The organism is Phenylobacterium sp., assembly GCF_041916435.1.
Taxonomy (GTDB): domain Bacteria; phylum Pseudomonadota; class Alphaproteobacteria; order Caulobacterales; family Caulobacteraceae; genus Phenylobacterium.
On record NZ_JAYRZM010000003.1, the window covers coordinates 393,672 to 419,036 of the forward strand.

Here is a 25,365-nt window from a genome sequence, read left to right on the forward strand (position 1 = left end):
GTCACGCCGGCTTCTTCGCTCGCCGCCGCTGCACGGGCCGCGGCTCGGGCGCGCCGGGCAGGCGCAGCTCGAAGGTCGTGCCCTCCGGCCCCGTGGCCGCCAGCACCAGGTCGCCGCCGTGCCCCTGGGCCAGCTCGCGGGCGATGGCCAGGCCCAGGCCCGCGCCGTTCGGCCGGTTCGAGCCGGAGAACGGCTGGAACAGCCGCTCGCGCGCCCGCTCGGGCACGCCGGGGCCGTTGTCGCCCACCCGCACCAGGCTCATCTCGCCGGCCTGTTCGAAGCCGACCTTCACCTCGCCCGCGCCCCTGCGGCCCGCGCCCTGCTGCTCGATCGCCTCGCGGGCGTTGCGCATCAGGTTGACCAGGATGCGGTGGAGTTGGTCCGGATCGGCCAGCACCTGCACGCGAGCGCCGATATGGCTGTTGAGGCGTACGCCCTCCGGCGAGAGCCTGGCCTCCTCGGCCGCGGCCTCCACCGCGTCGGCCAGCGGGACGGGACGGGCCTCCGGCGCCGGCTCCTGGGTCTTGCCGTAGGCGAGCACGCCCGAGGCCAGCTTCACCGCCCGGTCCAGCGCCCGCTCCAGCCGCGGCAGGGCCTCGCTCACCTTGGGATCGCCCAGCGCCGCCAGCCGCTCGGAGGCGATCTGGGCGCTGGTCAGCATGTTGCGCAGGTCGTGGTTGATCTTGGCCACCGCCTCGCCGAGCGCCGCCAGGCGCGCGCGCGAGTTCAGCGCCACGCGCAGGTCGGCCTGCATGCGCGCCAGCTCGATCTCGGCCCGGCCCACCTCGTCGCGCCGGCCCGACAGCTCCACCCGCGCGCGCGGGTCCTCCGGATCGGCGCGGAACCGCTCCATGGCCCGGGTGATGCGCTGCATCGGCGCCACCAGGAAGATGTTCAGCGACAGGTAGACCAGCCCGCCGGCGATGGCCGAGACGAAGGCGGTGATGCCCAGCAGGCGCACCAGATAGGCGCGCAGCTTGCGATAGAGCTCGGCGTCGGGGGCGACGATCTCGATGAAGTCGGCTTTGCGGAAGCGCGGCTCGGCCACCACCCGCACCATCCGCTCGCCGCCGCCCATCAGGGTCTGGAACGGGGCGGCCAGCCACGAGCCCGGCGCCTGGTGGCGCAGATCCACCAGATAGGGCGCCCGCGCCAGGTGCGGGCCGCGCAGCACCAACCGGCGCATGCCCTCGCTCTGGATCGCCACCCACTGCACGCCCGCCGCGTCGGTGAGCTGGCCGGCCACCTGGTCGCTCACCACCCGGTCGGGGGCCACGTCCGTGGCCAGCGAGGCCAGTTCAGCCGCCCGCACCCGGTCCAGCAGCCACTGCTCCTCGAAGGCGGCCAGCGTCGGCGGCAGCACCAGCATGCCGGCGAACACCACGAACAGGACGGTCAGGATCAGCAGGCGCGCGGAAAGCCCGCCCGGCCAGAAGAAGCGGCGGTGTCGCGACCGTTGGGGCTTTTGAGGCGATTGGTCGTCCGCCATGCCTGATCCCGTAGTACACGCAAACGTGTTCGGCAACGCAGGCGCGCCTGCAACGTCGGCGCCGCCGCCGAAGCCCGCCAGACGGAAACATGTGCGTTTTCGCCCCGCAAATGCGCTCCGGCGTCCGGATGCTGAGGCACGTCGGGGTCGGGAACGTGGCGCGGACGGCCCGGCCAGGCCGTGGCGCGGGACGTCAGCCCTCGCCGCCGTCCATCTCGCCCATGGCGCTTTGCAGGTAGTTCTGCTCGCCCAGCGACTTCACCAGGCTGAGCTGGGTCTCCAGGAAGTCAATGTGCTCCTCGGTGTCGGTGAGGATGTCGGCGACGATCTCGCGCGTGGCGAAGTCGGCCGACTGCTCGGCCAGCTTGATCAGCTCGACCTGGTCGGCGCGGCCCTTCACCTCGAGGGACAGGTCCGAAGCCAGGCACTCGGGCACGCTCTCGCCGATCTTCAGCTTGTGCAGGTCCTGCAGGTTGGGCAGGCCCTCCAGGAACAGGATGCGCTTGATCAGTTTGTCGGCGTGCTTCATCTCGCCGATCGATTCTTCGTAGGTGATCTGGCCCAGGCGCTTGAAGCCCCAGTTCTCGTACATCCTGGCGTGCAGGAAGTACTGGTTCACCGAGGTCAGCTCGTTGGTCAGCACGGCGTTCAGCAGCCGAATGATCGTCTTGTCGCCTTGCATGGGCGGCTCCTCGGATTGGACGTAACGGCAACCTCCGGCGAGGCTCCCGTCCTGTCAAAGCCAAATGTCGTTTGAAAGTTCGTCCGCCGACCCGCGGCGCGGACGGGCTATTCGGCGGCGAAGCGCAGGGCCTGCGCCTGGTCCTCGATCATGTCGCGCATCTCGCAGACGCAGCGCGCGCACTGGGGCCGGGCGTCGCAATGCCTGAAGACCTCGGCCGGACGGGCCGCGCCCGCCTCGATGGCGGCGCGCACTTCACGCTCACGAATGCCGTTGCAGTTGCAGACGTACACGACGACCCGATCCTCCGACGATGCTGATTCCCATGTATTCAAATGAGATCGCTTTTGCAACTCGTTCTCATTGATGAGCCGCGCGACCCTATGTCGCTCGGGAATGATTCGCGCGGCGGGCGGTTCTGACGGAGAGTCCGCGCGCCCGGCGGCCGAGCTGGGCGAGCTGCCTGGGGCCGGCGTTCATGGACGCGTCCATCCTGTCACCGTCGCCGTCGTACGCCGTCCTCGGCGTGGCGGTGCAGCTCGTCTTCCCGAGCCTGGCGCTCGGCCTGGCCTGCTATCTGGCGGTGCTGGAGGGGCTGTGGCTGGTCACGCGCAATCCCACGTTCCGCACCCTGTACGCCTTCTGGGTTCATATCTTCGCCGTGTGCTTCGCGCTCGGCGTGGTGGTCATGCTGGCGCTCGGCCGCGCGCTGGGCTGGGGCTGGTCGGCTTCTGAACTGGCGACGATCGTCGTGGCGCTGGGCGGCCTGCTGGCGGCCATGACGTTCGGCCGCGGACGGATCGGCGCGCCGACCCACGTGCTGGCCACCGGCCTGATGGCCGCCGCGCTGCTCGCCCTGCTGGCCTGGATCGTCGGCCTGGACGCCGCCGCCCACGCTCCGGCCCCCATGCTTTATCAGCGTACGGCGCAACTGGCGCTGGGCGCCTTCCTGTCCACCGCCCTCACCGTGGGCGCGGTGTCGGCCTGGCGGCTGCTGCGCGAGCCGGACGAGACGGCCAGCGCCATGGCGCTGCGCATGTCCGTCGGCATGCTGGCGATCTGCGCGATGCTGCGCCTGCTCATCGGCGAGTTGCCCTGGACCTCGCCGCTGGCCGCCCTGATCGGCGGGCCCAAGGCCCTGACCCTGCAGATCGAGGCCCTGCTGGGGGTGAGCCTGTTGTGGCTGGCCCTGTGGGCCGGCTGGCTGGAGCGCCGGCGCGGCGGGCCGGAGCGTTCGCGCGTCTTCCTGCGCTCGTGCCTGGCCATGGGCGCGGTCGGCCTGCTGGCGGTCGTCTTCGGCTGGACCTTGGGCCGCCTGGGCGCGGCCGCCCCGGAGCTGGCCAAGCTCTCGATCGCGACCCTGGCCTTGTGGGCGGCCTATTTCGCCCTGTTCGTCGCGGGCGGCCTGTTGATCCTGCGCCTGGCCGCGCGCCCCGCGCTCGAGCCCGCCGCCGACGCCGAGCCCCGCTGAACGCTTGCCGTGCGCCGAGCACGGGCACTAGAAGCGCCCATGGTTCCCGCCTGCCGCCTCTACCTGATCACGCCGCCCCGCCTGGACGACCTGGCCGGCTTCGGCCACGCGCTCGCCCATGCGCTGGACGCCGGCGACGTGGCCGCCCTGCAGATCCGCCTGAAGGACGTCCCCGACGAGGTGATCGCCGCGGCGACCGACATGATCATGCCGATCGCCCACGCCCGCGACGTGGCCGTGATCATGAACGACCGGCCGGACCTCGCCGCCCGCCTCGGCTGCGACGGGGTGCACATCGGCCAACAGGACGGCTCCTACGCCGAGGCCCGCCGCCTGGTGGGCAAGGACCGGATGGTGGGGGTGACCTGCCACGACAGCCGCCACCTGGCGATGGAGGCCGCCGAGGCCGGCGCCGACTATGTGGCCTTCGGCGCGTTCTTCCCGACGACCACCAAGGACGCGCCCACCCGCGCCGATCCGGAGATCCTGACCATCTGGCAGGAGACCATGGAGACGCCCTGCGTCGCCATCGGCGGGATCACCGTCGACAACGCCCGCGGCCTCGCCGCCGCGGGGGCCGATTTCCTGGCCGTCTCCTCGGGCGTGTGGAGCTATGGCGACGGCCCGGCGGCCGCGGTGAAGGCGCTGAACGCGGAGATCGCCAGGGGCCTGGCCGACCGCGCCCAGGCTGCGACCTGACGCCCGCCTTGCCTTGCGCCTGACGGGCCACTAGGTTCCGCGCCCTCCACACCGCCCGAGATCCTGCCCGAAGTGTCCACGCAATCCGCCCTCCTGAAGGTGATGTCCGACGCGGCCCGCAAGGCCGCCCGCGGCCTCAACCGCGACTTCGGCGAGCTGACCGAGCTGCAGGTCTCCAAGAAAGGCGCGGCCGACTTCGTCTCCGCCGCCGACCTCAAGGCTGAGCAGGTGATCTTCGAGGCCCTGCAGAAGGCCCGCCCCGGCTACGGCTTCCTGGGCGAAGAGCGCGGCATGATCGAGGGCACCGACAAGACCCACACCTGGATCGTCGATCCGCTCGACGGCACCACCAACTTCCTGCACGCCATCCCGCACTTCGCGGTGAACATCGCCCTGCAGCGCGAGGGCGTGACCGTGGCGGCCGTCACCTACAATCCGATCACCAACGAGCTGTTCTGGGCCGAGAAGGGCAAGGGCTGCTTCGTCAACGACAAGCGCCTGCGCGTGGCCGCCCGCCAGCGGATGGACGAGGCGGTGCTGGCCACCGGCATTCCCTTCCTCGGCCACGGCCAGCACGCGCGGTTCCTGAAGGAGCTGCACCAGATCAGCCAGCGGGTCGCCGGCGTGCGCCGCTTCGGCTCGGCGGCGCTCGACCTGGCGTTCGTCGCCGCCGGCCGCTTCGACGGCTTCTGGGAGCGCGACCTTTCCCCCTGGGATCTGGCGGCCGGCGTGCTCCTGGTCACCGAGGCCGGCGGCAAGGTCACCGACGCCGACGGCGGCGACGACGTCCTTGGCAAGGGCACGGTCTGCGCGGCGAACCTGGAGCTGCATCCCCAGGTGCTGGAGCGCCTGCGCGCGGCGGCCTGACCGCGCCGCTTCGGGCCTTGACGAAACCGTCGCGTGGCGGCGCTAGATCGGCGCCATGAGCCTGACCCGCCGCGCCCTGTCGCACACGGCCCTCGCCGCCGCCGCCCTCGCCGCCATGCCCGCCGCCGCCCAACCCGGCAAGCCGAAGTCCAAGCCGCGCCCCATCGTCATCGCCCACCGCGGCGCCAGCGGCGAGCGGCCCGAGCACACGATGATGGGCTACCGCCTCGCCATCGAGGAGGGCTGCGACTTCATCGAGCCGGACCTCGTCGTCACCAAGGACGGCCATCTGGTGGTGCGCCACGAGAACGAGATCTCCGGCACCACGGACGTGGCCGCCCATCCTGAGTTCGCCGACCGCAAGACCACCAAGACGGTGGATGGAACGACCATCAACGGCTGGTTCGTCGAAGACTTCACCCTGGCCGAGCTGAAGACCCTGCGCGCCCGCGAGCGGCTGCCCAAGCTCCGGCCCGGCAGCGCCGCCTTCGACGGCAAGGAGCCGATCCCGACCTTCCAGGAAGTCGTCGACCTGGCCAAGGCCGAGACCAAGCGCACCGGCCGCACCATCGGCGTCTATCCGGAGATGAAGCACCCCACCTACCTGGCCATGGCGGGGCTGCCGATCGAGCGGCGCCTGGCCGAGGCGCTGAAGGACAACTGGCTGAACACGCCCACCGCGCCGGTGTTCGTGCAGTGCTTCGAGGTCTCGCCGCTGAAGACCTTCCGCATGCTGTCCGGCGCGCGGCTGATCCAGCTCGTCTACAGCGAAAGCGGCCCGGCCGACCGCGCCGGCACGCTCTATGTCGACATGATCAAGCCCGACGGCCTGAAGGAGATCGCCGCCTACGCCGACGGGATCGGCCCGGAATGGTCGCAGATCCTGCCCACCGGCGCCGACGGCGGCCTGGCCGCGCCCACCTCGCTGGTGGACGACGCCCATGCGGCCGGCCTGATGGTGCATCCCTGGACGGTTCGGGCCGAGAACTACTTCCTGCCGCCCAAGCTGCGCCGCGGCGCGTCGCAGGCTGACCACGGCGACGTGGAGGCGGTCTACAAGGCGCTCTACGCCGCCGGCGTCGACGGCCTGTTCAGCGACTTCCCCGCCCTCGCCGTGGCCGCGCGCGGCTAGCCGACTCCGACGCTCGCCAGGGCGACGCCGCCGTCCACCGCGATGGTCTCGCCGACCACGTAGTCGCCGGCGCGGCTGGCCAGATAGATCGCCGCGCAGGCCATGTCCTCGTCGCGGCCGATGCGGCGCGAGGGGATGCGCTTGGCGATCTCCTCGCCGTGGTCGCGGGCCACCCGGTTCATCTCCGAGGCGAAGGCGCCGGGCGCGATGGCGGTGACGTTGATCCCGTCGCGGATCAGCCGCGCGGCCATGCGGCGGGTCAGGTAGATCAGCCCGGCCTTGGAGGCGTGGTAGGAGTAGGTTTCCTGCGGATTGAGCCGGATCCCGTCGATCGAGGCGATGTTGATCACCTTGGCGGGCTTGTCCTCCTCGGCCGCCGCCGACAGGGCGCCGTGCAGCGCCTGGGTCAGGAAGAACGGCGACTTCAGGTTCAGGTTCACGACCTTGTCCCAGCCGCTCTCAGGGAATTCGTCGAAGTCAGCGCCCCAGGCGGCGCCGGCGTTGTTCACCAGGATGTCCAGCTTGGGCTCCAGCGCGACCAGCCGCTCGGCCAGGGCCTTGCAGCCCTCCACCGTGGAGACGTCCTGCGGCAGGGAGATGCACTCGCCGCCGTCCTTCGACAGCTCCGCCGCCGTCTCGTCGCAGGCCGCAGGCTTGCGCGAGGAGATGTAGACCTTGGCCCCCTGGGCGATGAAGCCGGCGGCGATCATCTTGCCGATGCCCCGCGAGCCGCCGGTGACGAGGGCGACGCGGCCCTTGAGCGAGAAGAAATCGAGCGCCATGGCGGCCTCCCCTGAATGAACGGTATGCGGCGCAAGCCCTGGCCGGCGCGGGCTCCAGCCCTTATTCCGCCGATTGACTCGCCCCGGTCGCCTGGGGCCTATAACACGCGTTTGAATTTTTGGGTCGCCCCATGAGAGAGGCGGCCTGCAAAGACATATATCGAGGGACCGCCATAATGACCGCCATCAACGAAGTGACCGACCTGACGGTCGAGGGCGACGTCGCCGTCATCACGCTCAACTCGCCGCCCGTGAACGCCCTGTCCGCCAAGGTGCGCCAGGGGCTGTACGACGGCTTCAAGGCGGCCGGCGCCGATGCGGCGGCCAAGGCGATCGTCCTGATCTGCGACGGCCGCACCTTCATCGCCGGGGCCGACATCACCGAGTTCGGCGGCGCCATGAAGGGCGCGTCCCTGCCTGAAGTGCAGGACATGATGGAGAACTCGCCCAAGCCGGTGGTCGCGGCGATCCACGGCACGGCCCTGGGCGGCGGCCTGGAAGTGGCCCTGTGCGCCCACTACCGCGTGGCCGTGCCCTCGGCCAAGGTCGGCCTGCCGGAAGTGAACCTGGGCCTGCTGCCCGGCGCCGGCGGCACCCAGCGCCTGCCGCGCATCGTCGGCGCCCAGAAGGCCCTGGAGATGATGACCTCCGGCCAGCACGTGCCGGCCAAGGCCGCGCTCGCCATGGGCCTGGTCGACGAACTGGCCGAGGAAGGCAAGCTGCGCGAAACCGCCATCGCCTTCGCCAAGAAGTGCGTGGCCGAGAACAAGCCGCTGGTGAAGGTCCGCGACAACAACACCAAGGTCGAGGCCGACCGCGCCAACCCCGATATCTTCGCCAACTTCCGCAAGGCCAACGCCCGCAAGTTCCGCGGCTTCCTGGCGCCGGAATACAACATCCGCTGCGTCGAGGCGGCGGTGAACCTGCCCTTCGACGAGGGCCTGGCGGTCGAGCGCAAGCTGTTCATGGAGCTGATGACCGGCTCGCAGTCGGCGGCCCAGCGCTACGCCTTCTTCGCCGAGCGCGCCGCCCAGAAGATCCCGGACGTGCCGGACGACACCGCGCTGATCCCGGTGAACAAGGTCGGCGTGATCGGCGCGGGCACCATGGGCGGCGGCATCGCCATGAACTTCGCCAACGCCGGCATCGCGGTGACCATCGTCGAGGTCAAGCAGGACGCCCTCGAGCGCGGGCTCTCCACCATCCGCAAGAACTATGAGCGCACCGCCGCCCGCGGCGGTCTGACCGCCGAACAGGTCGAAGAGCGCATGGGCCTGATCTCCGGCTCGCTCGACATGAACGACCTGGCCGACAAGGACCTCGTCATCGAGGCCGTGTTCGAGCGCATGGACATCAAGAAGGACATCTTCACCAAGCTCGACGCCATCTGCAAAGCCGGCGCGATCCTGGCCACCAACACCTCGGCGCTGAACATCGACGAGATCGCCAGCGTCACCAAGCGCCCCGAGGCGGTGATCGGCCTGCACTTCTTCTCGCCGGCCAACGTCATGAAGCTGCTGGAGATCGTGCGCGCCGACCACACCTCCAAGGAAGTGATCGCCACCTCGATGAAGCTGGCCAAGAAGATCGGCAAGGTCGCCGTGCTGGTGGGCGTCTGCCCCGGCTTCGTCGGCAACCGCATCCTCTTCCAGCGCCAGCGCGAAGCCCAGAAGCTGGTGCTGGAAGGCGCCATGCCCTGGGACGTGGACCGCGTGCTCTACGACTTCGGCTTCCCCATGGGCCCGTTCGCCATGAGCGACCTGGCCGGCCTGGACATCGGCTGGGTGAAGGAGAAGTCCAACGGCGAGACCATCCGCGACGTGCTCTGCGAGATGGACCGCCGCGGCCAGAAGACCGGCGCCGGCTACTACGACTATGACGAGAACCGCAACGCCAAGCCTAGCCCGGTGACCGAGAAGATCATCAACGACTTCATCGTCAAGTCCGGCCGCAACCCGCGCAAGATCTCCGACGAGGAGATCCTGGAGCGCTGCATCTATCCGATGATCAACGAGGGCGCGAAGATCCTCGAGGAAGGCAAGGCCATCCGCGCCTCCGACATCGACGTGGTCTGGGAGTACGGCTACGGCTGGCCGGTCTATCGCGGCGGCCCGATGTGGTACGGCGACCAGGTCGGCGCGGCCAAGGTCCTGGAAAAGATGAAGGAATTCCAGGGCGCCATGGGCGACGACTTCAAGCCGTCGGCCCTGCTCGAGAAGATCGTCGCCGAAGGCAAGACGTTCGCCGACCTCTGAAGTCCGAAAGCCCGCCCGGCCGCGCGCCTGGGCGGGCTTCTTTCACCCCGCAACCTCCCCCTACGTGATGTGGGGGGCCGCCATCCCCAACTGACAGGAACCGTCACTTCATGCGTGAAGCCGTCATCGTCTCCACCGCCCGCACGCCCATCGGCAAGGCCTACCGCGGCGCGTTCAACAACACCTCCGGCGCCGAGCTGGGCGGCCACGTGATCGCCGAGGCGGTCAAGCGCGCCGGCGTCGACCCGGGCGAGATCGACGACGTGGTCCTGGGCGCGGCCCTGCAGCAGGGCTCCACCGGCAACAACATCGCCCGCCGCGCGGCTCTGCGCGCCGGCCTGCCCAACACCGTCTCGGGCATGAGCCTGGACCGCCAGTGCTCCTCGGGCCTGATGGGCATCGCCACGGCCGCCAAGTACATCATCAACGACGGCGCGACGGTCGCCATCGGCGGCGGGCTGGAGTCCATCAGCCTGGTGCAGAACGACAAGATGAACCGCTTCCGCACGTCGGATAAGTGGCTCGACGAGCACGTGCCGGAAATCCACACCTCGATGATCGAGACCGCGGAGATCGTCGCCGAGCGCTACGGCGTCAGCCGCGAGGCCCAGGACGACTACGCCCTGCAGTCGCAGCACCGCACCGCCGCGGCCCAGGCCGCCGGCGTCTTCAACGCCGAGATCGCGCCGCTGACCTCGATCATGATGGTGCAGAACAAGGAGACCGGCGAGATCTCCGAGCGCGAGGTCACCCTGACCAACGACGAAGGCAACCGTCCGCAGACGACCCTGGCCGACCTGCAGAAGCTCGCCCCCGTGTTCAAGGGCGGCCAGTACGTCAAGGAAGGCAAGTTCGTCACCGCCGGCAACGCCTCCCAGCTCTCCGACGGCGCCGCCGCCGTGGTGCTGATGGAAGCCAAGGAAGCCGAACGCCGCGGCCTCACCCCGCTCGGCGCCTACCGCGGCATGGCCGTGGCCGGCTGCGGCCCGGAAGAGATGGGCATCGGCCCGGTCTTCGCCATCCCCAAGCTGCTTGAGCGCAATGGCCTGAAGATCGACGACATCGACATGTGGGAGCTGAACGAGGCCTTCGCCTCGCAATGCCTCTACTGCCGCGACAAGCTCGGCATCGATCCGGAAAAGTACAACATCTCCGGCGGCGCCATCTCCATCGGCCACCCCTACGGCATGACCGGCGCCCGCGCGACCGGCCACATCCTGCACGAGGGCAAGCGCCGCGGCTTCAAGTACGGCGTCGTCACCATGTGCGTCGGCGGCGGCATGGGCGCCGCAGGCCTCTTCGAGATCTTCTAAGGGGCCGCCCGTCGGCGCCCATTAGCAAAGACTCGCCCGAAATCGCTCACGCGATTTCGGGTGGGGCGCGGCTGGTCTGTTCGAGATCTTCTAAAAGATCCGGCGCCGTTGAGACTGCAGGGGGGCCGCCGGAGCGATCCGGCGGCCCTTTGCTTTTCCCTAGACCTTGCGCGCGCGCCGGGCGGTCCAGCCGTAGAGCGCCAGCACCGCGATCACGTACCCGGCCAGCGCCAGCGCCTTGCCGGCGCCGTCGAAGCCGTCGCCCACCAGGGCCAGCGGTGATCCGTTCCCCGTGGCCACGATCAGTCCGGCCAGGGCCACGTTGAACAGGCTTTCGCCGACGATGAAGCCCGACACCATCAAGACGCCCAGGCGCTTGGCGACCGCGCCCTCCGGCCGGCGCGCCATGCGCCGCTCGAAGATCCAGCCCACCACCGCGCCGATCACCACCGGCAGGGTCACGCTGGAGGGCAGGTAGATGGCCATGCCCACCCCCAGCGGCGGCAGGCTGTAGCGCCCCGACCGGCGCAGGACCGCGTCCACCGCCACCAGCGCCACGCCCAGCAGCGCGCCGACGCCGATCAGCCCCCAGTCCAGGCGGCCGTCGATGACGCCCTGGGCCAGGGTGGAGATCAGCGTCGCCTGGGGCGCCGGCAGGGGGTTGGCGGCGATGGCCTGGGAGTTGGCGACGCCGGCGAAGCCGTAGGCCTTGTTCAGGAGCTCCAGGATCGGCGGGATCACCGCCGAGCCGGCCACCACCCCGATCACCAGCGCCACCTGCTGGCGCCAGGGGGTGGCGTCCACGAGCTGGCCAGTCTTCAGGTCCTGCAGGTTGTCGTTGGCGCTCACCGCCACGGCCAGGAGCACGCTGGTGACCAAGAGGGCGAAGGCGATCAGAGGACGCGCGTCGCCGCCGATCACGGCCGGCCGCACGATCGCCGCCACCAAGAGCGAGGCGCCCAGCACCGCCAGGATCGCCATGCCCGACACCGGGCTGTTGGACGAGCCGATCAGCCCGGCCATGTAGCCGCACACCGCCGCCACGGCGAAGCCGGCCACCACGATGTAGATCAGCCCCGCCCCGGTCAGCGGCGCCACATAGGCCGCCAGCGGCCCGCCCTTCAGGAAGCTGACCAGCAGCACGGCGATGGGGGCCAGGCACGCCAGGCTGACGAGCCCCACCACGCCGATCGGCATGTCCTGCTCCACCCGGTCCATCAGCGCCGCGCCGCCGGCCTTGCGCTGGCGCTGGGCGGCGATGGCCGAGCCGAGGCCGATCCACAGCGGCCGGGCGAGCTTGACCAGCGTCCAGACGGCGGCCACGCCGATGGCGCCGGCGCCGATGAAGCGCACCTTGGCGCTCCACACCGCCTGGGCCGCGTCAGCGGCCGAGCCGACGGCCGGCGCCATGTGCGTCAGGATCGGCACGGCCACGCCCCAGGCGATCAGGAGGCCCGCCAGCATCGACATGCCCACGGCGATCCCCATCAGGTGGCCCGCGCCCAGGAGCGCCAGCGAGACCGAGCCGCCGACGCCGGTGGCCGCGCCCCCGCCCAGGCGGAAATAGGTCGAAAGCTCGCTGGCGAAGAGCCGGGTCGCGGTGATCGCGGCGAACAGGGCCGAGGCGACCGCGCCGACGGTGATGGTCACCAGGCCGGCGCGGCCCTCCTCCACGGCCGCGCCGTCGCCGCCCTCATGGGCCGAGCCCACCTTCAGCACCTCGGCGGCGGCCACGCCCTCGGGATAGGGCAGGTCCGACTGGGCCACCAGGGCCCGCCGTAGCGGGATCGTGTACATCACCCCCAGCACGCCCCCCAGGGCGCACAGGCCGAACACCGTCCAGAACGGAAAGCCCGCCCACCAGCCGATCATCACCAGGCCCGGCAGGACGAAGATGACCGAGGCCATGGCCCCGGCCGCCGAGGCCACGGTCTGGACGATGTTGTTCTCGTAGATCGTCGCGCCGCGCAGCATGCGCAGCAGCGCCATGGAGATCACCGCCGCCGGGATCGACGAGGCGAAGGTCAGCCCGACCTTCAGGCCCAGGTAGACGTTGGCCGCCGTGAACACGAGGGTGATCGCCACCCCCAGGATCACGCCCCGCAGGGTCAGCTCGGTGCGCGACGGCGCGCTCGCCTCGGCCGCTGCGGTCATGGGCGATGGTCCCTCAACTCAGGCCGCAAGCCGCGCGGCCGGTCCTGTTAGAGCCGCCGCGCGGACAAAGCTCAAGACCGGCCTAGTCGAGCCGCGCCACCGCCTCGGCCACCACCGTGGGCTTTTCCATGATCACCATGTGGCCGGCCTCGGGAATCGAGACCAGCTCGGCGCCGGCGATCCCCTTCTTGAAGCCGTGGGCGTAGACCGGCGGGATCAGCCGGTCGGAATCGCCCCAGACGATCACGGTCCTGGCCTTGATCCGATAGAGCCGCTGGGAGAGCCCCCGCTCCGGGATCGGAAACAGGATGCGCCCGGCCATGCCCAGCTGGCGGGCGTTCTGCACCAGGTAGGTCTGCAGGAAGTTGGGGTCGTCCACCGCCCGACCCGCCGTCAGCATCGCCGCGCCCGCCGCCTCGTCGTGGAACAGGTAGTGCGGCATCTCGTAGGGCATGAGGGCGAACAGGTCCGGGATCGGATGGTCGTCGTCCCACAGCCCCGCCGGGCAGATCAGCACCAGGCGCGTCACGTCGTTCGGCGCCAGAGCGGCCATCTCGGCGGCGATCATTCCGCCCATGGAATGGCCGACCAGCAGCGGGTCCTTCAGCCCCAGGGCCTCGACCACGTCCCAGCCGTGCAGGGTGAAATCCAGCATGTCGCGGATCTCGGGGCATTCCTCGCTGTCGCCGTAGCCGGGGATCAGCGGGGCGTAGACGTGGTGGGTCTTGGCCAGCTCGGCCAGGAACGGGTCCTCCGCCGTGGCGCCGCCGGCCCCGTGCAGGAACACCAGCGGCGGGCCCGATCCGCCCTCCAGGTAGCGGACGGGAACGTGGCGGGTCTGGACGGTCTTCAGCTCCATCGCGCGGCCCTCCCTCAGGCGTCCACCGGCGCGCGGCTCGGCGCGGCGGGCAGCGAGCCGGCGGCGACCCGCTTGTCCAGCGGCTTGCACCAGAACCGGTCGTCGTCGGCGTAGTCGGGGAACATGTTGCGCAGCTTGGGCATCACCTTCTCGGCGAACAGCTTGGTCGAGTACATGCACTTGTCCGCCGGCATGTCGCCGACGTGCATCAGGCAGAAGATGTTGCCCACGTTCAGGCCCTTGATCAGGTCCTCCATCCGCTGGCGGACGGTCTCCGGCGAGCCGGCGATCACGTGGCCCTGCTCGGTCAGATCCTTCCACGACAGGGTGGAGTAGCCGCCCTTCGGCGGGGCGTACTGCGACAGCGCGCCCGACTGGATGGTCTTGATCGTGCGATAGCCCGGCGCGTCGGCGAAGCCTGGATAGACGTGCAGGCAGCGGTTGTAGAAGTAGCTCACGTGCGGCGCGTAGAGCCGCTCGGCTTCCTCGTCGGTCTCGGCCACGCAGATCGTCTGGGCGAAGCCGGCCCGGTAGGGGCTGGCGTCCGGCGTGTTCCGCGCCGCCACCCGGTCCCAGTAGCCCTGCATCAGCGCCTTGGCCCGCAGGTACCCGGAGAAGCTGAGGTAGGAGTAGGAATAGGTGTTGTCGATGCAGAAGTCGTAGGTCTCCACCGAGCCGCCGCCGGGGATGTGGATCGGCGGCGTCGGCTGCTGGATGGGCCTGGGCCAGATGTTGACGTGCCGTAGCTTGTTGTAGCGGCCGTTGAAGGCGAACGGATCGCGCTCGGTCCACGCCTTGATGATCAGGTCGTGGGCCTCCTGGTACTTCTCCCGGGTCAGCGACGGGATCTGGCCGTAGCAGTAGTTGGTGTCCATCGAGGTGCCCACCGGGAAGCCGGCCACCAGCCGCCCGCCGGAGATGCAGTCCAGCATGGCGAACTCCTCGGCCACGCGGACCGGCGGGTTGTAGAGGGCGATGGAGTTGCCCAGCACCACGATGGCGGCGTTCTTGGTGCGCCGGGCCAGGCCCGCGGCGATGATGTTCGGGCTGGGCATGATGCCGTAGCCGTTCTGGTGGTGCTCGTTCACCCCGATCCCGTCGAAGCCGAGGGTGTCGGCGTATTCGAGCAGGTCCATGTAGGTGTTGTAGACCTCGTGGCTCTTGGCCGGGTCGAACAGACGCTGATCGATGTCGACCCACACCGAGCGGTGCGTCTGCCGGAAATCGTCCGGCAGATAGGGCCATGGCATCAGATTGAACCAGGTGAACTTCACGGCTCGTTCCTCCCTGCGCCGCCTCTGACGGGCGGTCATCTGAACAACGATAACCCCATTGGCGCGCGCGCCAAGTCCGGATTCGCCCGGCCGCTCGCGACGCCCCCTTGGAACGGCCCGTCCGCACTCCTACATGAGAATGAGTCGCATATTGAGTTCGATCAATGAGAACCCTGCAAAAGACCCTCAGTTACGCCGCGATGCACCTGACCGTGGCCTTCGCGGTCGCCTTCGCCCTGACGCGGAACTGGCAGGCCGCCCTGGCCATTGGGATGGTCGAGCCGCTGTTCCAGACCGCCGCCTTCGCCCTGCACGAACGGGCCTGGGCGCGGGCGGACGCGAGGCGGGCGCAAGGCCCGACGCTGGCGGCGTCTAGCTGAACCGAGAGGAGATGGAGATGACGACGACGACTTTGAACACGGGCCTGGACGCGACGGCCCGCGACAGCGTGGCGGCCGGCCTGTCCAAGCTGCTGGCCGACACCTATGCGGTCTATCTGAAGACCCACGGCTACCACTGGAACGTCCGCGGGCCGAACTTCTCCTCGCTCCACGCGCTGTTCATGGACCAGTACACGGAGATGTGGGCGGCCATCGACTCCATCGCCGAGCGCATCCGCTCGCTCGGGCAGCTCGCGCCGCAGGGCTACGGCGCCTTCGCCAACCTGACCGCGGTCAAGGACGGCGATCCGGAGAAGTCCGCCGAGGACATGGTCGCCGAGCTGATGAGGGACCAGGAGACGATCGTGGCCACCGCCCGCGCCGCCCTGCCCGCCGCCCAGGCGGCCGGCGACGAGGTGACCACGAGCCTCCTGTCCGACCGGCTGACCGCCCATGAAAAGCACGCCTGGATGCTGCGCGCGACGCTGGGCGGCAAGTAGCCCGACGGCGCCTCTCCCCCCTTGTTCCGTGGGGGGAGACAAGGCGCGCGACCGCCAGTAGCATTTCGCTCTCGCTATGGTTGATTCCACCGGGGGCGGAGTGGCGGGCTACCGCATTTATTTCGTCGACGCGCGCGGTCGCCTGCGCATGGGCGAGGGTTTCGTCTGCGACACCGAGGCCGAGGCCCATGCGCGCCTGGAACGGGCGCCGCGCGACGACGCCGAGCAGGCCGAGCTATGGTGCGGTGGCCGGCTGGTCCGCCGCCTCGGACGCGGAAGCGCCGCCCGCTGAGCGCGCCAGGCCCGCGATCGCACGCGCCCGCCCGGCCCAGCAGCAGCCGTGGCGCTCCGGCCAGACCTCGACGCGCCCGCCCGGCCCCGCCAGCCGCCGCGCGGCGGGCTCGCCCATTTGCGGCGGGACCACCGGATCGAAGCGTCCGAACAGGTGGGTCTGCGCCATGCCGGTGAGCGGCTCCAGCCGCACCGGATCCAGCGAGCCGGCCAGCGGCGACAGGCCGTGCCAGGCCGTCCAGGCGGCAAGGTCCAGGGGGGCGGCGATCGTCACCAGCGCGGCCACGTCGTCCCGCCGGGCGGCGGCCAGCGCCGCCAGCGTCCCGCCGCCAGACCAGCCGACCAGCCGCACCCGGCGCGCGCCGGCGTCGGCCTTGAGCTGGTCGATCGCCGCATCGGCGGCGGCGACGGCGGCCTCCGAGAACCGGCCCGTCGTCCAATCGGCGGGCGAGCAGGCCGCGTCCTTGGCCGCCGTGTACTGACAGAGCCGCCCGAGCCAGGCCTTGGGCTCGTCGGGCCAGGCCCGGGCGATCTCCAACCCCGTCGCCCGCCGGGGCGTGGGATCGGCGCGCGCTCGGCCCCGCCGGTCGTGCGCCATCCCGTCGCCCTCGATGACGACGGTCAGCACCTCTCCCGGCGCTCTCCGGGCCGGCGCGGCCGAGGCCAGCACGCGCCCCGCCGCCATGAGGTCGGTCCGGACCCAGCCGTCCGCCGAGGGCAGGTCCCCGGCGAGGGCCGGCCCGGCCAACGCCCAGGCGGCCAGCGCGAGCGCGGCCGGCCGCTTCACGGCCGGGCTCAGAAGCCCTGCCGCAGGGTCGCGCCGATCGAGGTCTCCTCCTGGTTCTTGCGCGAGACCAGGGTCTGCACGCCCACCGAGAGCGCCAGGGCGTCGGTGATTGGCGCGGCGAAGCCGGCCCCCACCACGCCGTAGCTGCCGTCCACGCCGGGCTGGTCGTCCAGGTCCTCGTTCAACGTCGCCATGAGGTAGGGCAGGAACCGGTCGCCCCGGTAGAACAGCGTGCCCCCGACGATGGCCGTCGACTGGTTGGTGTCGATCTTGCCGATGCGCCGGCCGGCGTTGTCGGTGTAGGCGTCGGTCGTGGAGCTGGACAGCGCGACCGCCACGCTCGGGATCGCCACCAGCCGCTCGGACAGCGCGATCTGGCTCTCCAGGGCGATCGAGCCGAACACCTGGTCGCGGTTGGTGGAGCCGGCGGAGACCGCGCCCGCCATCTGCCGGCGGAAGTCCACGTCGTGCTGCGAATAGCCCACGGAGCCAGTGACGCGGAACATCGGGTTCGACGACCAGCTCGCGTAGGCGCCCAGGGTCCAGCCGTCCGAGCCGTAGGACAGGCCCGTCCCGCTGAGATCGGTGGAGTCGTAGCCGGCGTAGGCGCCGAACACCGCGTTCTCCATCATCAGGTCGACGCCGATGGCGCCGGCGCCGGTCCAGCCGTCCTGGGCCGAACCCGGCCGGCTGTCCTTGGTGTAGGTCCCCGTGCCGTTCACCCATACGCCCAGGCCCAGCGCCTCGGCGCCGGCCGAGCGGCCCACGTACCGGCCGTCCTCGTTGCGCGTCATGCGGCCCGGCGCGGAGCTGAGCGCGGCCAGCGACAGGGCCTGGATGCGCGAGGCGATGAAGCTCTGCATGGTCTGCGAGGTCAGGCGGTCGCCCAGCAGCGCCAGCACGAACTGGTCGGCCTCCACCGCCGAGATCACCTGCTGGTCGCCCGTCGTGATGGTCACGGTCGTGCCGTCCGAAGTGGTGGTGGTCGTCGTGGTCGTGCCGTCGGAATTGTCCGTCGTGGTGGTCGTGGTCCCGTCCGTCGTGGTGGTGGCGGTCCCATCGGTCGTGGTCGTCGTCGTCCCGCCGGTGGTGGTCGTCCCGCCCGTGGTCGTCCCGGAATCGCCGCCCGACGAGAAGGTCACGTCGCAGGCGCCCGAGCCGGTGACCACCTGGGTGGCCGTGTTCAGGATGCAGGTGAAAGGCGTCGTCGTGCCGCCCTGGGTGATGGTGCCCACGTACTTGATCGTGTCGGTGCTTGGCGTGACCTCGGTGAACTGCACCTCGGCCGGGGCGCCGCCATAGGTCGGCCCGCCGGTGATCGAGACGTGGATGTCGTTGAGGCCGTTGATGGTGGTGGTGATGATCGTGCCGTCCGAATTGGTGACGGTCGAGGTCGTCTGGGCCGCGGCGGGCCCCATCGCCGCGCAGGCCAAGCCGAGCGCCGCGACCAGCGCGAGCAGGAAGCGCATGGTGTGAATTCCCCCAGATACAGAGTGTGACTAGACGCCGCATCCCTGCCTGGGGGCCCGTGGCCGCCGCATGATCCAGTTGGACTAAGCGGATTCCACTTTTGTTTTTCCGCGCGAATAGCTCGCGCGCCGCCTGAATCGCCCGCGCTTTCCGGCCTAGACCAGGTCGGCGAAGCGCGCGTTCGCCGCCCGCGCCAGATCCTGCGGCGCAAGCTCGGCCTGCAGCCCGCGCTGGCCGCCGTTGACGAACACCTTCTCATGCAGCAGCGCCAGCTCGTCGATCAGGGTGGGCGCGGCCCGCTTCTGCCCCAGCGGGCTGATCCCGCCCACATGGAAGCCGGTGACCCGCTCGGCGTCGGCCGGCTTCATCATCTGCGCCGACTTGCCCCCCATCGCCGCCGCCAGCTTCTTCATCGACACCTCGCAGTCCGAGGGCACGACCACGCACACGGCCTTGCCGTCCACCAGGGTCATCAGCGTCTTCAGCACGCGGTCGGGCTCGACGCCCAGGCTTTCGGCGGCTTGCAGGCCGATCCGCTGGGCTTCGCCGTCGTAGGCGTAGGTGAAGAGCTCATAGGCGACGCCGGCCTGGTCGAGGGCGAGCGTGGCGCGCGTGGTGCGGGACATGGGCCGCCGATGCCGCCCGCCGGCGCCGCCGTCAAGCGCCGCGACGGGCGGCCCGGCAGGCGCACGGAGAAAAGGCTGACGGCAGTCATCGCGCGGCCCTCCCGCCGGTGGCGAGCGAAAGCTGCGGCTCGTCCCACAGGCTCTCCCACCAGGCGCGCTGGCCGCGGGCGGCGGCCTTGGCCGGGGCGTCGTCCAGCACCCGCACGATCTGGCCCTCGCGCTCGTCCCACAGGATGGCGATCTCGGCGGCGCGCTCGGCCGGCGCGTCGATCAGGCCGCGGGCCTCCAGTTCGGCCAGGCGGTAGGCGCTGACCCGGCGGCGCACGCGTCCGCCGCCGGCCTCTTCCTCCAGGTCGGCGAAGCGCTGAATGGCCTCCACCAGGGCGGCCGAGGGCGGGGCCGGCTTGGTGCGCAGGTCGAACACCCCGAACGGGGCCGGCGCGGCGGCGCGGCGGGCGGGGCGGTGGCTGAGGCGGGCGGCTGAAGGCATCGGAGGGCTCCGTTTTCCTTTCGACGCTCAAGTGATATCGGTGGGGTGCGTCAGAATCGGTCGTAGCAAGTTCCGGAGATGTTCATGCGCCACGAGAAGGCCGCCCTGGTGCTGGAGCTGGCCCGCCGCATGGCCGCCAGCGCCGAGGGCCTGACGCTCGACGAGATGGCCCAGGCCCTGGGCGTCGGCCGGCGCACCGCCGAGCGCATGCGCGACGCCGTGCGCGAGGTCTTCCCGCAGATGGAGGAGATCGACGATCCGCCCACCCGGCGCTTCCGCATCCCCGCCGGGCTCGACGGCCTGTTCCAGGCGCCCACGGCCGACGAGCTGGCCGCCCTGCGCGCGGCGCTGGCCAACTTCCGCCGCACCGGCGCGAGCAGCCGCGCCGAGGATCTCGCGCGCCTGGAGCTGAAGATCCTGTCGGCCCTGCGCGCCTCGGCCCGCCGCCGCCTGGCGCCGGACCTGGAGGCCGTGCTGCAGGCCGAGGCCCTCGCCGTCTATCCCGGCCCCCGGCCCTTCGAGAACGAGACGCTGCTGGGCGTGCTGCGCGAGGCGATCAAGGCCCTGCGCCGGGTGCGCTTCCGCTACCTCGGCGGCGCCACGCCAGGCCGCGTGCGCGAGGTCACCCCGCTCGGCCTGCTCTTCGGGCGCAGCAACTATCTGGTGGCCGCCGAGGGGGATGCGGCGCAACCGCGCACCTGGCGGCTCGACCGCATCGAAGGGATCGCCCTCACCGACACGCCGGGCCTCGCCGTGCCGGACTTCTCCCTGCAGGCCTTCGTCGACCGCAGCTTCGGCATCTACCAGGACGCGGTGGAGCACGTGCGCCTGAGGATCCGCCCGCACGGCGCCGAGGAGGCGCTCGGCTGGCGTTTCCATTCGACGCAAACCCTTGCGCCGCAAGCCGACGGCGGCGTCATCGTCGAGTTCAGCGCCAGCGGCATGCTGGAGCTGGCCTGGCACCTGTTCACCTGGGGCGACAAGGTCGAGATCCTGGCCCCCGCGCGCCTGAAGACGCTGATGGCCGAGCAGCTCGCCCTGGCTGCGGCGAGCCTGGCAGCAGCGCCCTCGATCGAGTGCTAACTACCTAGATTTACAAGGAAAAATTCACGATTCGCTCAGCACGCTGACATGTCGCCGGCGCGCGGCCGGCGCGCCCGTCCATGCGCCAGCGAGGTCGCCGATGTCCGTATCGCCCCAGTTCCGCAAGCAGTTGGAAGGCTACAGCCTGACCACCGCCGAGATCCTCTACCGGATGCCCGACCACCCGGTGATCCTGCAAAGCTACATCTGGCAGGAATACGACGTGGCCCCCGAGTTCCCGGTCCTCAAGAAGTTCCTCGACTTCTGGACCCACAAGCTCGACGGGGTGCTGCACTCGGTCACCGTCTGCCACAACCGCCTGATCAAGCCCGCCGAGCTGAAGGCCGTCGGTGCCGAGTTCCGGCTGCACTGAGACGGCGCCCGGCCCCTCCGTGCGAAGAAGCACGGCGCCCGCCCTCTCGCCCGTCATCCTAGGCCCTGTGCCTAGGAAGACGAGCGGAGGGCGCCGCGCCCAGATGCTCCCCCTCTGGGGGAGCTGTCCCGAAGGGACTGAGGGGGACTTTGACTCAAGCCGCCGCGCAAGGAAGACGCCCGCAGACTCGCAGTCCCCCTCCCCCCTTCGCGGTCCCCTCCCCCAAAAGGGGAGGAGAAGATAGCTGCACGCGACCTCGCCCCGCTCAGTCGCCGATCAGGTGCAGCACGAGCTGGCGGCGGTGCGGTCGGCGGCGGTGCTCGAACAGGTAGATCCCCTGCCAGGTCCCCAGCGCCGGGCGCCCGTCGAGCACGGGGATGGAGAGCTGCGTCTGGGTCAGGGCCGCGCGGATATGGGCCGGCATGTCGTCCGGCCCCTCGGCGTCATGCACATAGCGCCCGGCCGCCTCGGGCGCGAGCTCGGCGAAGAACCGCTCAAGGTCCGTGCGCACGTCGGGGTCGGCGTTCTCCTGGACGATCAGCGAGGCCGAGGTGTGCCGGCAGAAGACGGTGAGCAGGCCCGTGCGGATTCCCTGCCCCGCCGCCCAGCGCACGATGGGGCCGGTCACCTCCACCAGGCCGCGGCCGGGGGTGGCCGTCTCGAAGGTCTCGCTCGCCTGACGCATGGGCCCAAGGCCCACGCGCCGGGCCATGCGTCAAGCTGCGCGCCGGGGCTGCGCCGCCACGCCGCCGCTCAGACGGAACCGCGCCACGGCCTTGGCCAGGGCGTCGGCCTCGTTGGACAGGGCGTGGCTGGCGGCCGTGGATTCCTCGACCATGGCCGCGTTCTGCTGGGTCATCTGGTCCATCCGGTTGACCGCGGTGTTGACCTCCTGCAGCCCGACCGACTGTTCCTGGGCGGAGGCGGCGATCTCGGAGACCAGGGCGTCGATCTCGACCACCTGGGCGGCGATGCGCTGCAGGGCCTCGCCGGTCTCGCCCACCAGCTCCACGCCGGCGCCGACCTGTTCGGTCGAGGCGGTGATCAGGGCCTTGATCTCCTTGGCGGCCTCGGCCGAGCGCTGGGCGAGCGCCCGCACTTCGGAGGCGACCACGGCGAAGCCGCGGCCGGATTCCCCGGCCCGCGCCGCCTCGACCCCGGCGTTCAGCGCCAGGAGGTTGGTCTGGAAGGCGATCTCGTCGATCACCCCGATGATCTGGCCGATGTGGTTCGACGACTGTTCGATCTGGCCCATGGCCGCCACGGCGCGGCTTACCACCTCGGCGCTCTTGGCGGCGTCGCCGCGGGCGTTGGCGACGGCGACGGAGGCCTGCTTGGCGCCGGCCGCGCTCTTGGCGACGGTGGCGGTGATTTCGTCGAGCGCGGCGGCGGTCTCCTCCAGGCTGGCGGCCTGTTGCTCGGTGCGGCGCGACAGGTTGCCGGCCGCCTGGCTGAGTTCGCGGATCGACCCGTTCATGCCGTTGGTCGAGGCCGTGATCGCCGCGATGGTCCGCTCCAGTTGGACCATGGCCTCGTTGTAGTCGCTGCGCAGCTTCTCGAACTGCGGGGCGAACACGCCGGCCAGGCGGAACGCCAGGTCGCCGCCGGCCAGCTTCTCCAGGCCCTCGGCGAGGTTCTCCACGACGATCCGGCGCTCTTCCTCCACCTTGGCTTGCAGCACCGCGCGCTCCTCGGAGGCGCGGCCCTCGGCGGCGCGGGCGGCGTCGGCCGCGGCGGTCGCCTGCTCGACCTCGCGCAGCGCGGCCTCGGCGCGGCGCACCGCGTCGGACGACACCGCGAACATGTCGACGATGCTCTTGCACACCCACATCAGGCTGGCCGCCTCGGCCACCAGGATCACCGCATGCACCAGCACGCGCGCCAGCCCGCCGGAGCCGCCCGGGAACACGGCCGCGGGCAGGATGAAGCTCAGGGTCAGGTGGTGGACGGCGACCACGGCGGCGGCGGCCAGGATCACCCGCCAGTCGCAGTAGATGACCAGCGCGGCCAGGGCGGCGAAGTAGGCCATGTGCATGTCGATCTGCCAGGCGTGGCCGTTGTGCGCCGCCACCAGGAGCGAGACCTGGGCCATCATCGACACGCCCACGGTGAGCCGCGTGGCTAGGCCGTCGCGGTCCATCAGCCAGCTCACGGTGGCCGCGCCGGAGACCGCGATCGAGGCGATGGCGAAGCCGAGCCAATGGCCCTTCAGCGCCAGGGCCACCAGCGGCGTGATCACCGCCATCAGCCACAGGAGCCCCTGGAGCACCTTGTTGCCGAACGCCCTCTGCTCGTCGATCGTCTTGAACATTGCGAGGTTCCTATGCGCCGCAGCCGACGGCGAGGCCGGGGTCGATGACCAGCCATGCGCCCTGGGCCTTCAGGGCGGCGGCGATGTCCTGGGTGTCGGATCGCGCGACGACCACGAACGGCGCCGCGCCGACGGCGACGATGTCGCCGGCCTGGGCGGCCGCCTCCACGGACCGGCCCTGTCCCCACCAGAAGGGAAAGACCGCCGCGGCTTCGTGCGGATCCTGCGGATGCAGGCCAAGGCCGGCCGCGGCCGCGAGGCTGGCCGCCGCGACGAAGGTCGCGGGGGCCCAGACGGGCGGCTTCCAGGGTTTCGGATCGGTCTTCGCCATGTGGCGGGACCCTGCCAGAGCGTGGTTGACCATTGCTTACCCGCGCCTGGCCGGGGCGTCGCTTTAGGCTCAAGAATCAGCACGTTGGGGCGACGGCGACACGCCACGCTAAAGCGCGCGCGCAATTCAAGGACAAGTGGTTCGCGCCGGCGCCGGGCGTCAGGCGGCGCAAGCCGCCTTGGCCATCCCCCAGGGGAACTCCGGATAGAAACGGGCCATCATCCGGTCCACGTAGGCGGTGATCGCCGGGTAGCTCTCCGCGAGGCGCTGGAGCGGGGAGTCGAAATAGGGCGTCAGCAGCCCAGCGAGCACGCCGAGCGCCGTGGCGTCGGCCCCGCACGGCTCCGCGCCCAGCAGGTAGGGCTTGTCGCCAAGGATCAGGGCGAAGGCCTCCAGCGACCGCTCGGCCAGCTCCAGGAGCTCCAGGTCGCTGTGGCGGCCGAGGCCGTGTCCCCACAGGTTGCGCGCGACGTTGGCCTGCGCCGCCTCGCGCACGCCCTCGGGCGCCCCGTCGAAGAAGTGGGCGGGCCCCCTGGCGAAGTTGTCGGGATCGATCCAGCGGTAGTGGACCAGCGCCCAGGCCAGGTGGTCCTCCAGCATCCGCTCCACGGCCCAGGCCGTGGCCCGCTGGGCCGCGTCGAAGCCCTCGTCCAGGTCCACGCCGTACTTCCGCTCGATGTGCTCGCGGATGAAGGTGGAATCGGCGATCAGGCCATCGTCGTCGATGTAGGGCGCCTTGCCCTTCGGCGCGATGTCGCGGTCCACCGGCGCGCGGCGATAGCCCAGGCCCGCCATGCGCAACTGCACCTCGGTCTTGCAGACATAGGGGCTGATCTCCGGCAGGCCGAAGCCCGGCCCGAAACCGTGAAGGGTGATGGCGGGGGAAACGGACATGGGGAGGTCTCCATTGCGATGGGAAACACCTACCGCCATGCTGCTGACATCGTGCTGGCAGCAGACTGACGCTAGAGCCTTCGCATGAGACGCGCAGACAGACTCTTCCAGATCATCCAGATCCTGCGGCGCACCGGCCGGCCCACCACCGCCGACGCCATCGCCGAGGAGCTGGAGACCTCCAAGCGCACCGTCTATCGCGACGTGGCCACCCTGGTGGGCCAGCGCGTGCCGATCCGCGGCGAGGCCGGCATGGGCTACGTGCTGGAAAGCGGCTTCGACCTGCCGCCCTTGATGCTGACGCCGGACGAGATCGAGGCGGCGGTGCTGGGCGCCCAGTGGGTCAGCCGCCGGGGCGATCCGGCGCTCGCCCGCGCCGCCCAGGACCTGATCGCCAAGATCGCCGCCGCCGTGCCCGAACGCCTGCGGCCCTATGTGCTGGAACCGTCAGCCGCGGCGCCGCCCTCGATGTACGTGCGCCAGGACGCCCTGGACATGGCCCAGGTGCGCCTGGCCATCCGCGGCGGACGCAAGATCGACCTGACCTACCGCGACGAGCAGGGCCGCGATTCCCGCCGCGTCGTCTGGCCGGTCACGGTGGGCTACCTGGACACCGTGCGCCTGCTGATCGCCTGGTGCGAGCTGCGCGAGGATTTCCGCAGCTTCCGCACCGACCGCGTCGTCGCCGCCGGCTTCCTCGACGAGCGCTATCCGGAGCGGCCGGCCGCGCTGCGCGCCCGCTGGCTCAACGCCAAGGCCGCCTCGGACGACGTGCGAAAGGAACGGTTGCCCTAGGGTCCATATCGGCGTTTCATCGCCAGACTTATCAACGATCCGTCAGCAAGGCGGACG

26 protein-coding genes are annotated in these 25,365 nt (G+C 70.7%); 11 read left to right on the forward strand and 15 right to left on the reverse strand.

Annotated features, from left to right (window positions below; genetic code table 11):
* Position 1 precedes the first annotated feature (1 nt).
* The 3 genes from ACE3TA_RS10310 to ACE3TA_RS10320 all read right to left on the reverse strand — a co-directional run bounded on the left by ACE3TA_RS10310 (position 2) and on the right by ACE3TA_RS10320 (position 2,464).
* A complete protein-coding gene (locus ACE3TA_RS10310) occupies positions 2-1,489 on the reverse strand; it encodes a sensor histidine kinase (protein WP_374573239.1) in 1,488 nt (495 codons plus the stop codon).
* Positions 1,490-1,682: 193 nt separating this feature from the next.
* The gene (gene bfr, locus ACE3TA_RS10315) at positions 1,683-2,171 is read right to left on the reverse strand and encodes a bacterioferritin (protein ID WP_374573241.1); all 489 of its coding nucleotides are present in this window, start codon (positions 2,169-2,171) and stop codon (positions 1,683-1,685) included.
* A gap of 107 nt (positions 2,172-2,278) precedes the next feature.
* Complete coding sequence (locus ACE3TA_RS10320; protein ID WP_374573243.1) at positions 2,279-2,464, reverse strand: bacterioferritin-associated ferredoxin; 186 nt, start codon at positions 2,462-2,464, stop codon at positions 2,279-2,281.
* Between the two features lie 185 nt (positions 2,465-2,649).
* Between ACE3TA_RS10320 and ACE3TA_RS10325 the strand changes: the two genes are divergently transcribed.
* The 4 genes from ACE3TA_RS10325 to ACE3TA_RS10340 all read left to right on the forward strand — a co-directional run bounded on the left by ACE3TA_RS10325 (position 2,650) and on the right by ACE3TA_RS10340 (position 6,340).
* A complete protein-coding gene (locus ACE3TA_RS10325) occupies positions 2,650-3,642 on the forward strand; it encodes a cytochrome ubiquinol oxidase subunit I (protein WP_374573245.1) in 993 nt (330 codons plus the stop codon).
* A 39-nt stretch (positions 3,643-3,681) separates the two neighbouring features.
* Positions 3,682-4,341 carry a thiamine phosphate synthase gene (gene thiE / locus ACE3TA_RS10330; protein WP_374573247.1) on the forward strand — a complete coding sequence of 220 codons (660 nt, stop codon included), beginning with the start codon at positions 3,682-3,684 and terminating at the stop codon, positions 4,339-4,341.
* A gap of 72 nt (positions 4,342-4,413) precedes the next feature.
* Positions 4,414-5,208 carry an inositol monophosphatase family protein gene (locus ACE3TA_RS10335; protein WP_374573249.1) on the forward strand — a complete coding sequence of 265 codons (795 nt, stop codon included), beginning with the start codon at positions 4,414-4,416 and terminating at the stop codon, positions 5,206-5,208.
* 55 nt (positions 5,209-5,263) lie between these two features.
* Positions 5,264-6,340: a glycerophosphodiester phosphodiesterase gene (locus ACE3TA_RS10340; protein WP_374573251.1), complete on the forward strand. Its 1,077-nt coding sequence runs from the start codon at positions 5,264-5,266 to the stop codon at positions 6,338-6,340.
* Here ACE3TA_RS10340 and ACE3TA_RS10345 read toward each other — a convergent pair.
* Positions 6,337-7,122, reverse strand: coding sequence for an SDR family oxidoreductase (locus tag ACE3TA_RS10345; protein ID WP_374573253.1), 786 nt, complete (start codon positions 7,120-7,122; stop codon positions 6,337-6,339). The genes ACE3TA_RS10340 and ACE3TA_RS10345 overlap by 4 nt on opposite strands.
* A gap of 131 nt (positions 7,123-7,253) precedes the next feature.
* Between ACE3TA_RS10345 and ACE3TA_RS10350 the strand changes: the two genes are divergently transcribed.
* Together ACE3TA_RS10350 and ACE3TA_RS10355 are read left to right on the forward strand one after the other, a co-directional pair.
* Positions 7,254-9,377 carry a 3-hydroxyacyl-CoA dehydrogenase NAD-binding domain-containing protein gene (locus ACE3TA_RS10350; protein ID WP_374573255.1) on the forward strand — a complete coding sequence of 708 codons (2,124 nt, stop codon included), beginning with the start codon at positions 7,254-7,256 and terminating at the stop codon, positions 9,375-9,377.
* A 110-nt stretch (positions 9,378-9,487) separates the two neighbouring features.
* Positions 9,488-10,690: an acetyl-CoA C-acyltransferase gene (locus ACE3TA_RS10355; protein WP_374573257.1), complete on the forward strand. Its 1,203-nt coding sequence runs from the start codon at positions 9,488-9,490 to the stop codon at positions 10,688-10,690.
* Between the two features lie 159 nt (positions 10,691-10,849).
* Here the strand turns inward: ACE3TA_RS10355 and ACE3TA_RS10360 are convergent, their stop codons facing one another.
* The 3 genes from ACE3TA_RS10360 to ACE3TA_RS10370 all read right to left on the reverse strand — a co-directional run bounded on the left by ACE3TA_RS10360 (position 10,850) and on the right by ACE3TA_RS10370 (position 14,977).
* Positions 10,850-12,844: an OPT family oligopeptide transporter gene (locus tag ACE3TA_RS10360; RefSeq protein ID WP_374573259.1), complete on the reverse strand. Its 1,995-nt coding sequence runs from the start codon at positions 12,842-12,844 to the stop codon at positions 10,850-10,852.
* Positions 12,845-12,926: 82 nt separating this feature from the next.
* Positions 12,927-13,703 carry an alpha/beta fold hydrolase gene (locus tag ACE3TA_RS10365; protein WP_374573261.1) on the reverse strand — a complete coding sequence of 259 codons (777 nt, stop codon included), beginning with the start codon at positions 13,701-13,703 and terminating at the stop codon, positions 12,927-12,929.
* 14 nt (positions 13,704-13,717) lie between these two features.
* Entirely contained in the window at positions 13,718-14,977 is a 1,260-nt protein-coding gene (locus ACE3TA_RS10370; protein ID WP_374573263.1) for an LLM class flavin-dependent oxidoreductase, read from the reverse strand.
* Positions 14,978-15,141: 164 nt separating this feature from the next.
* Here ACE3TA_RS10370 and ACE3TA_RS10375 point away from each other — a divergent pair, with 164 nt between their 5' ends.
* Both ACE3TA_RS10375 and ACE3TA_RS10380 read left to right on the forward strand, forming a co-directional pair.
* Positions 15,142-15,357, forward strand: a complete 216-nt coding sequence (locus ACE3TA_RS10375; protein ID WP_374573265.1) for a DUF2061 domain-containing protein — start codon at positions 15,142-15,144, stop codon at positions 15,355-15,357.
* Between the two features lie 17 nt (positions 15,358-15,374).
* Entirely contained in the window at positions 15,375-15,857 is a 483-nt protein-coding gene (locus ACE3TA_RS10380; RefSeq protein WP_374573267.1) for a Dps family protein, read from the forward strand.
* Between the two features lie 235 nt (positions 15,858-16,092).
* Here the strand turns inward: ACE3TA_RS10380 and ACE3TA_RS10385 are convergent, their stop codons facing one another.
* The 4 genes from ACE3TA_RS10385 to ACE3TA_RS10400 all read right to left on the reverse strand — a co-directional run bounded on the left by ACE3TA_RS10385 (position 16,093) and on the right by ACE3TA_RS10400 (position 19,521).
* On the reverse strand, positions 16,093-16,935 hold the full coding sequence (locus tag ACE3TA_RS10385) for a hypothetical protein (RefSeq protein ID WP_374573269.1): 843 nt from the start codon (positions 16,933-16,935) through the stop codon (positions 16,093-16,095).
* Between the two features lie 8 nt (positions 16,936-16,943).
* A complete protein-coding gene (locus tag ACE3TA_RS10390; protein ID WP_374573271.1) occupies positions 16,944-18,404 on the reverse strand; it encodes an autotransporter outer membrane beta-barrel domain-containing protein in 1,461 nt (486 codons plus the stop codon).
* Between the two features lie 156 nt (positions 18,405-18,560).
* Complete coding sequence (gene ybaK / locus ACE3TA_RS10395; protein ID WP_374573273.1) at positions 18,561-19,031, reverse strand: Cys-tRNA(Pro) deacylase; 471 nt, start codon at positions 19,029-19,031, stop codon at positions 18,561-18,563.
* A gap of 85 nt (positions 19,032-19,116) precedes the next feature.
* On the reverse strand, positions 19,117-19,521 hold the full coding sequence (locus ACE3TA_RS10400) for a hypothetical protein (RefSeq protein ID WP_374573275.1): 405 nt from the start codon (positions 19,519-19,521) through the stop codon (positions 19,117-19,119).
* Positions 19,522-19,605: 84 nt separating this feature from the next.
* Between ACE3TA_RS10400 and ACE3TA_RS10405 the strand changes: the two genes are divergently transcribed.
* On the forward strand, positions 19,606-20,604 hold the full coding sequence (locus ACE3TA_RS10405; RefSeq protein ID WP_374573277.1) for a helix-turn-helix transcriptional regulator: 999 nt from the start codon (positions 19,606-19,608) through the stop codon (positions 20,602-20,604).
* 100 nt (positions 20,605-20,704) lie between these two features.
* Positions 20,705-20,977, forward strand: coding sequence for an usg protein (locus ACE3TA_RS10410; RefSeq protein ID WP_374573279.1), 273 nt, complete (start codon positions 20,705-20,707; stop codon positions 20,975-20,977).
* Between the two features lie 265 nt (positions 20,978-21,242).
* Here the strand turns inward: ACE3TA_RS10410 and ACE3TA_RS10415 are convergent, their stop codons facing one another.
* The 4 genes from ACE3TA_RS10415 to ACE3TA_RS10430 form a co-directional block, all read right to left on the reverse strand.
* The gene (locus ACE3TA_RS10415; RefSeq protein WP_374573280.1) at positions 21,243-21,662 is read right to left on the reverse strand and encodes a secondary thiamine-phosphate synthase enzyme YjbQ; all 420 of its coding nucleotides are present in this window, start codon (positions 21,660-21,662) and stop codon (positions 21,243-21,245) included.
* Positions 21,663-21,692: 30 nt separating this feature from the next.
* Positions 21,693-23,288, reverse strand: coding sequence for a methyl-accepting chemotaxis protein (locus tag ACE3TA_RS10420; protein ID WP_374573282.1), 1,596 nt, complete (start codon positions 23,286-23,288; stop codon positions 21,693-21,695).
* Positions 23,289-23,298: 10 nt separating this feature from the next.
* Complete coding sequence (locus ACE3TA_RS10425) at positions 23,299-23,619, reverse strand: hypothetical protein (RefSeq protein ID WP_374573284.1); 321 nt, start codon at positions 23,617-23,619, stop codon at positions 23,299-23,301.
* A gap of 159 nt (positions 23,620-23,778) precedes the next feature.
* On the reverse strand, positions 23,779-24,513 hold the full coding sequence (locus tag ACE3TA_RS10430; protein ID WP_374573286.1) for a glutathione S-transferase family protein: 735 nt from the start codon (positions 24,511-24,513) through the stop codon (positions 23,779-23,781).
* 84 nt (positions 24,514-24,597) lie between these two features.
* On the opposite strand from ACE3TA_RS10430, the gene ACE3TA_RS10435 reads away from it, so the two are divergent.
* Positions 24,598-25,308 (forward strand): helix-turn-helix transcriptional regulator, encoded by a 711-nt coding sequence (locus tag ACE3TA_RS10435; protein WP_374573288.1) that lies wholly within the window; start codon positions 24,598-24,600, stop codon positions 25,306-25,308.
* The last annotated feature ends 57 nt before the right edge of the window (positions 25,309-25,365 follow it).

Excerpts from the sequence above, each read along its gene's own strand:
- ACE3TA_RS10310 (WP_374573239.1), bottom strand. The coding sequence starts at position 1,489 with ATGGCGGACGACCAATCGCCTCAAAAGCCCCAACGGTCGCGACACCGC.
- bfr (WP_374573241.1), bottom strand. The coding sequence starts at position 2,171 with ATGCAAGGCGACAAGACGATCATTCGGCTGCTGAACGCCGTGCTGACC.
- ACE3TA_RS10325 (WP_374573245.1), top strand. The coding sequence starts at position 2,650 with ATGGACGCGTCCATCCTGTCACCGTCGCCGTCGTACGCCGTCCTCGGC.
- thiE (WP_374573247.1), top strand. The coding sequence starts at position 3,682 with ATGGTTCCCGCCTGCCGCCTCTACCTGATCACGCCGCCCCGCCTGGAC.
- ACE3TA_RS10340 (WP_374573251.1), top strand. The coding sequence starts at position 5,264 with ATGAGCCTGACCCGCCGCGCCCTGTCGCACACGGCCCTCGCCGCCGCC.
- ACE3TA_RS10345 (WP_374573253.1), bottom strand. The coding sequence starts at position 7,122 with ATGGCGCTCGATTTCTTCTCGCTCAAGGGCCGCGTCGCCCTCGTCACC.
- ACE3TA_RS10350 (WP_374573255.1), top strand. The coding sequence starts at position 7,254 with ATGAGAGAGGCGGCCTGCAAAGACATATATCGAGGGACCGCCATAATG.
- ACE3TA_RS10355 (WP_374573257.1), top strand. The coding sequence starts at position 9,488 with ATGCGTGAAGCCGTCATCGTCTCCACCGCCCGCACGCCCATCGGCAAG.
- ACE3TA_RS10360 (WP_374573259.1), bottom strand. The coding sequence starts at position 12,844 with ATGACCGCAGCGGCCGAGGCGAGCGCGCCGTCGCGCACCGAGCTGACC.
- ACE3TA_RS10365 (WP_374573261.1), bottom strand. The coding sequence starts at position 13,703 with ATGGAGCTGAAGACCGTCCAGACCCGCCACGTTCCCGTCCGCTACCTG.
- ACE3TA_RS10375 (WP_374573265.1), top strand. The coding sequence starts at position 15,142 with ATGAGAACCCTGCAAAAGACCCTCAGTTACGCCGCGATGCACCTGACC.
- ACE3TA_RS10380 (WP_374573267.1), top strand. The coding sequence starts at position 15,375 with ATGACGACGACGACTTTGAACACGGGCCTGGACGCGACGGCCCGCGAC.
- ACE3TA_RS10390 (WP_374573271.1), bottom strand. The coding sequence starts at position 18,404 with ATGCGCTTCCTGCTCGCGCTGGTCGCGGCGCTCGGCTTGGCCTGCGCG.
- ybaK (WP_374573273.1), bottom strand. The coding sequence starts at position 19,031 with ATGTCCCGCACCACGCGCGCCACGCTCGCCCTCGACCAGGCCGGCGTC.
- ACE3TA_RS10400 (WP_374573275.1), bottom strand. The coding sequence starts at position 19,521 with ATGCCTTCAGCCGCCCGCCTCAGCCACCGCCCCGCCCGCCGCGCCGCC.
- ACE3TA_RS10405 (WP_374573277.1), top strand. The coding sequence starts at position 19,606 with ATGCGCCACGAGAAGGCCGCCCTGGTGCTGGAGCTGGCCCGCCGCATG.
- ACE3TA_RS10410 (WP_374573279.1), top strand. The coding sequence starts at position 20,705 with ATGTCCGTATCGCCCCAGTTCCGCAAGCAGTTGGAAGGCTACAGCCTG.
- ACE3TA_RS10415 (WP_374573280.1), bottom strand. The coding sequence starts at position 21,662 with ATGCGTCAGGCGAGCGAGACCTTCGAGACGGCCACCCCCGGCCGCGGC.
- ACE3TA_RS10420 (WP_374573282.1), bottom strand. The coding sequence starts at position 23,288 with ATGTTCAAGACGATCGACGAGCAGAGGGCGTTCGGCAACAAGGTGCTC.
- ACE3TA_RS10425 (WP_374573284.1), bottom strand. The coding sequence starts at position 23,619 with ATGGCGAAGACCGATCCGAAACCCTGGAAGCCGCCCGTCTGGGCCCCC.
- ACE3TA_RS10430 (WP_374573286.1), bottom strand. The coding sequence starts at position 24,513 with ATGTCCGTTTCCCCCGCCATCACCCTTCACGGTTTCGGGCCGGGCTTC.
- ACE3TA_RS10435 (WP_374573288.1), top strand. The coding sequence starts at position 24,598 with ATGAGACGCGCAGACAGACTCTTCCAGATCATCCAGATCCTGCGGCGC.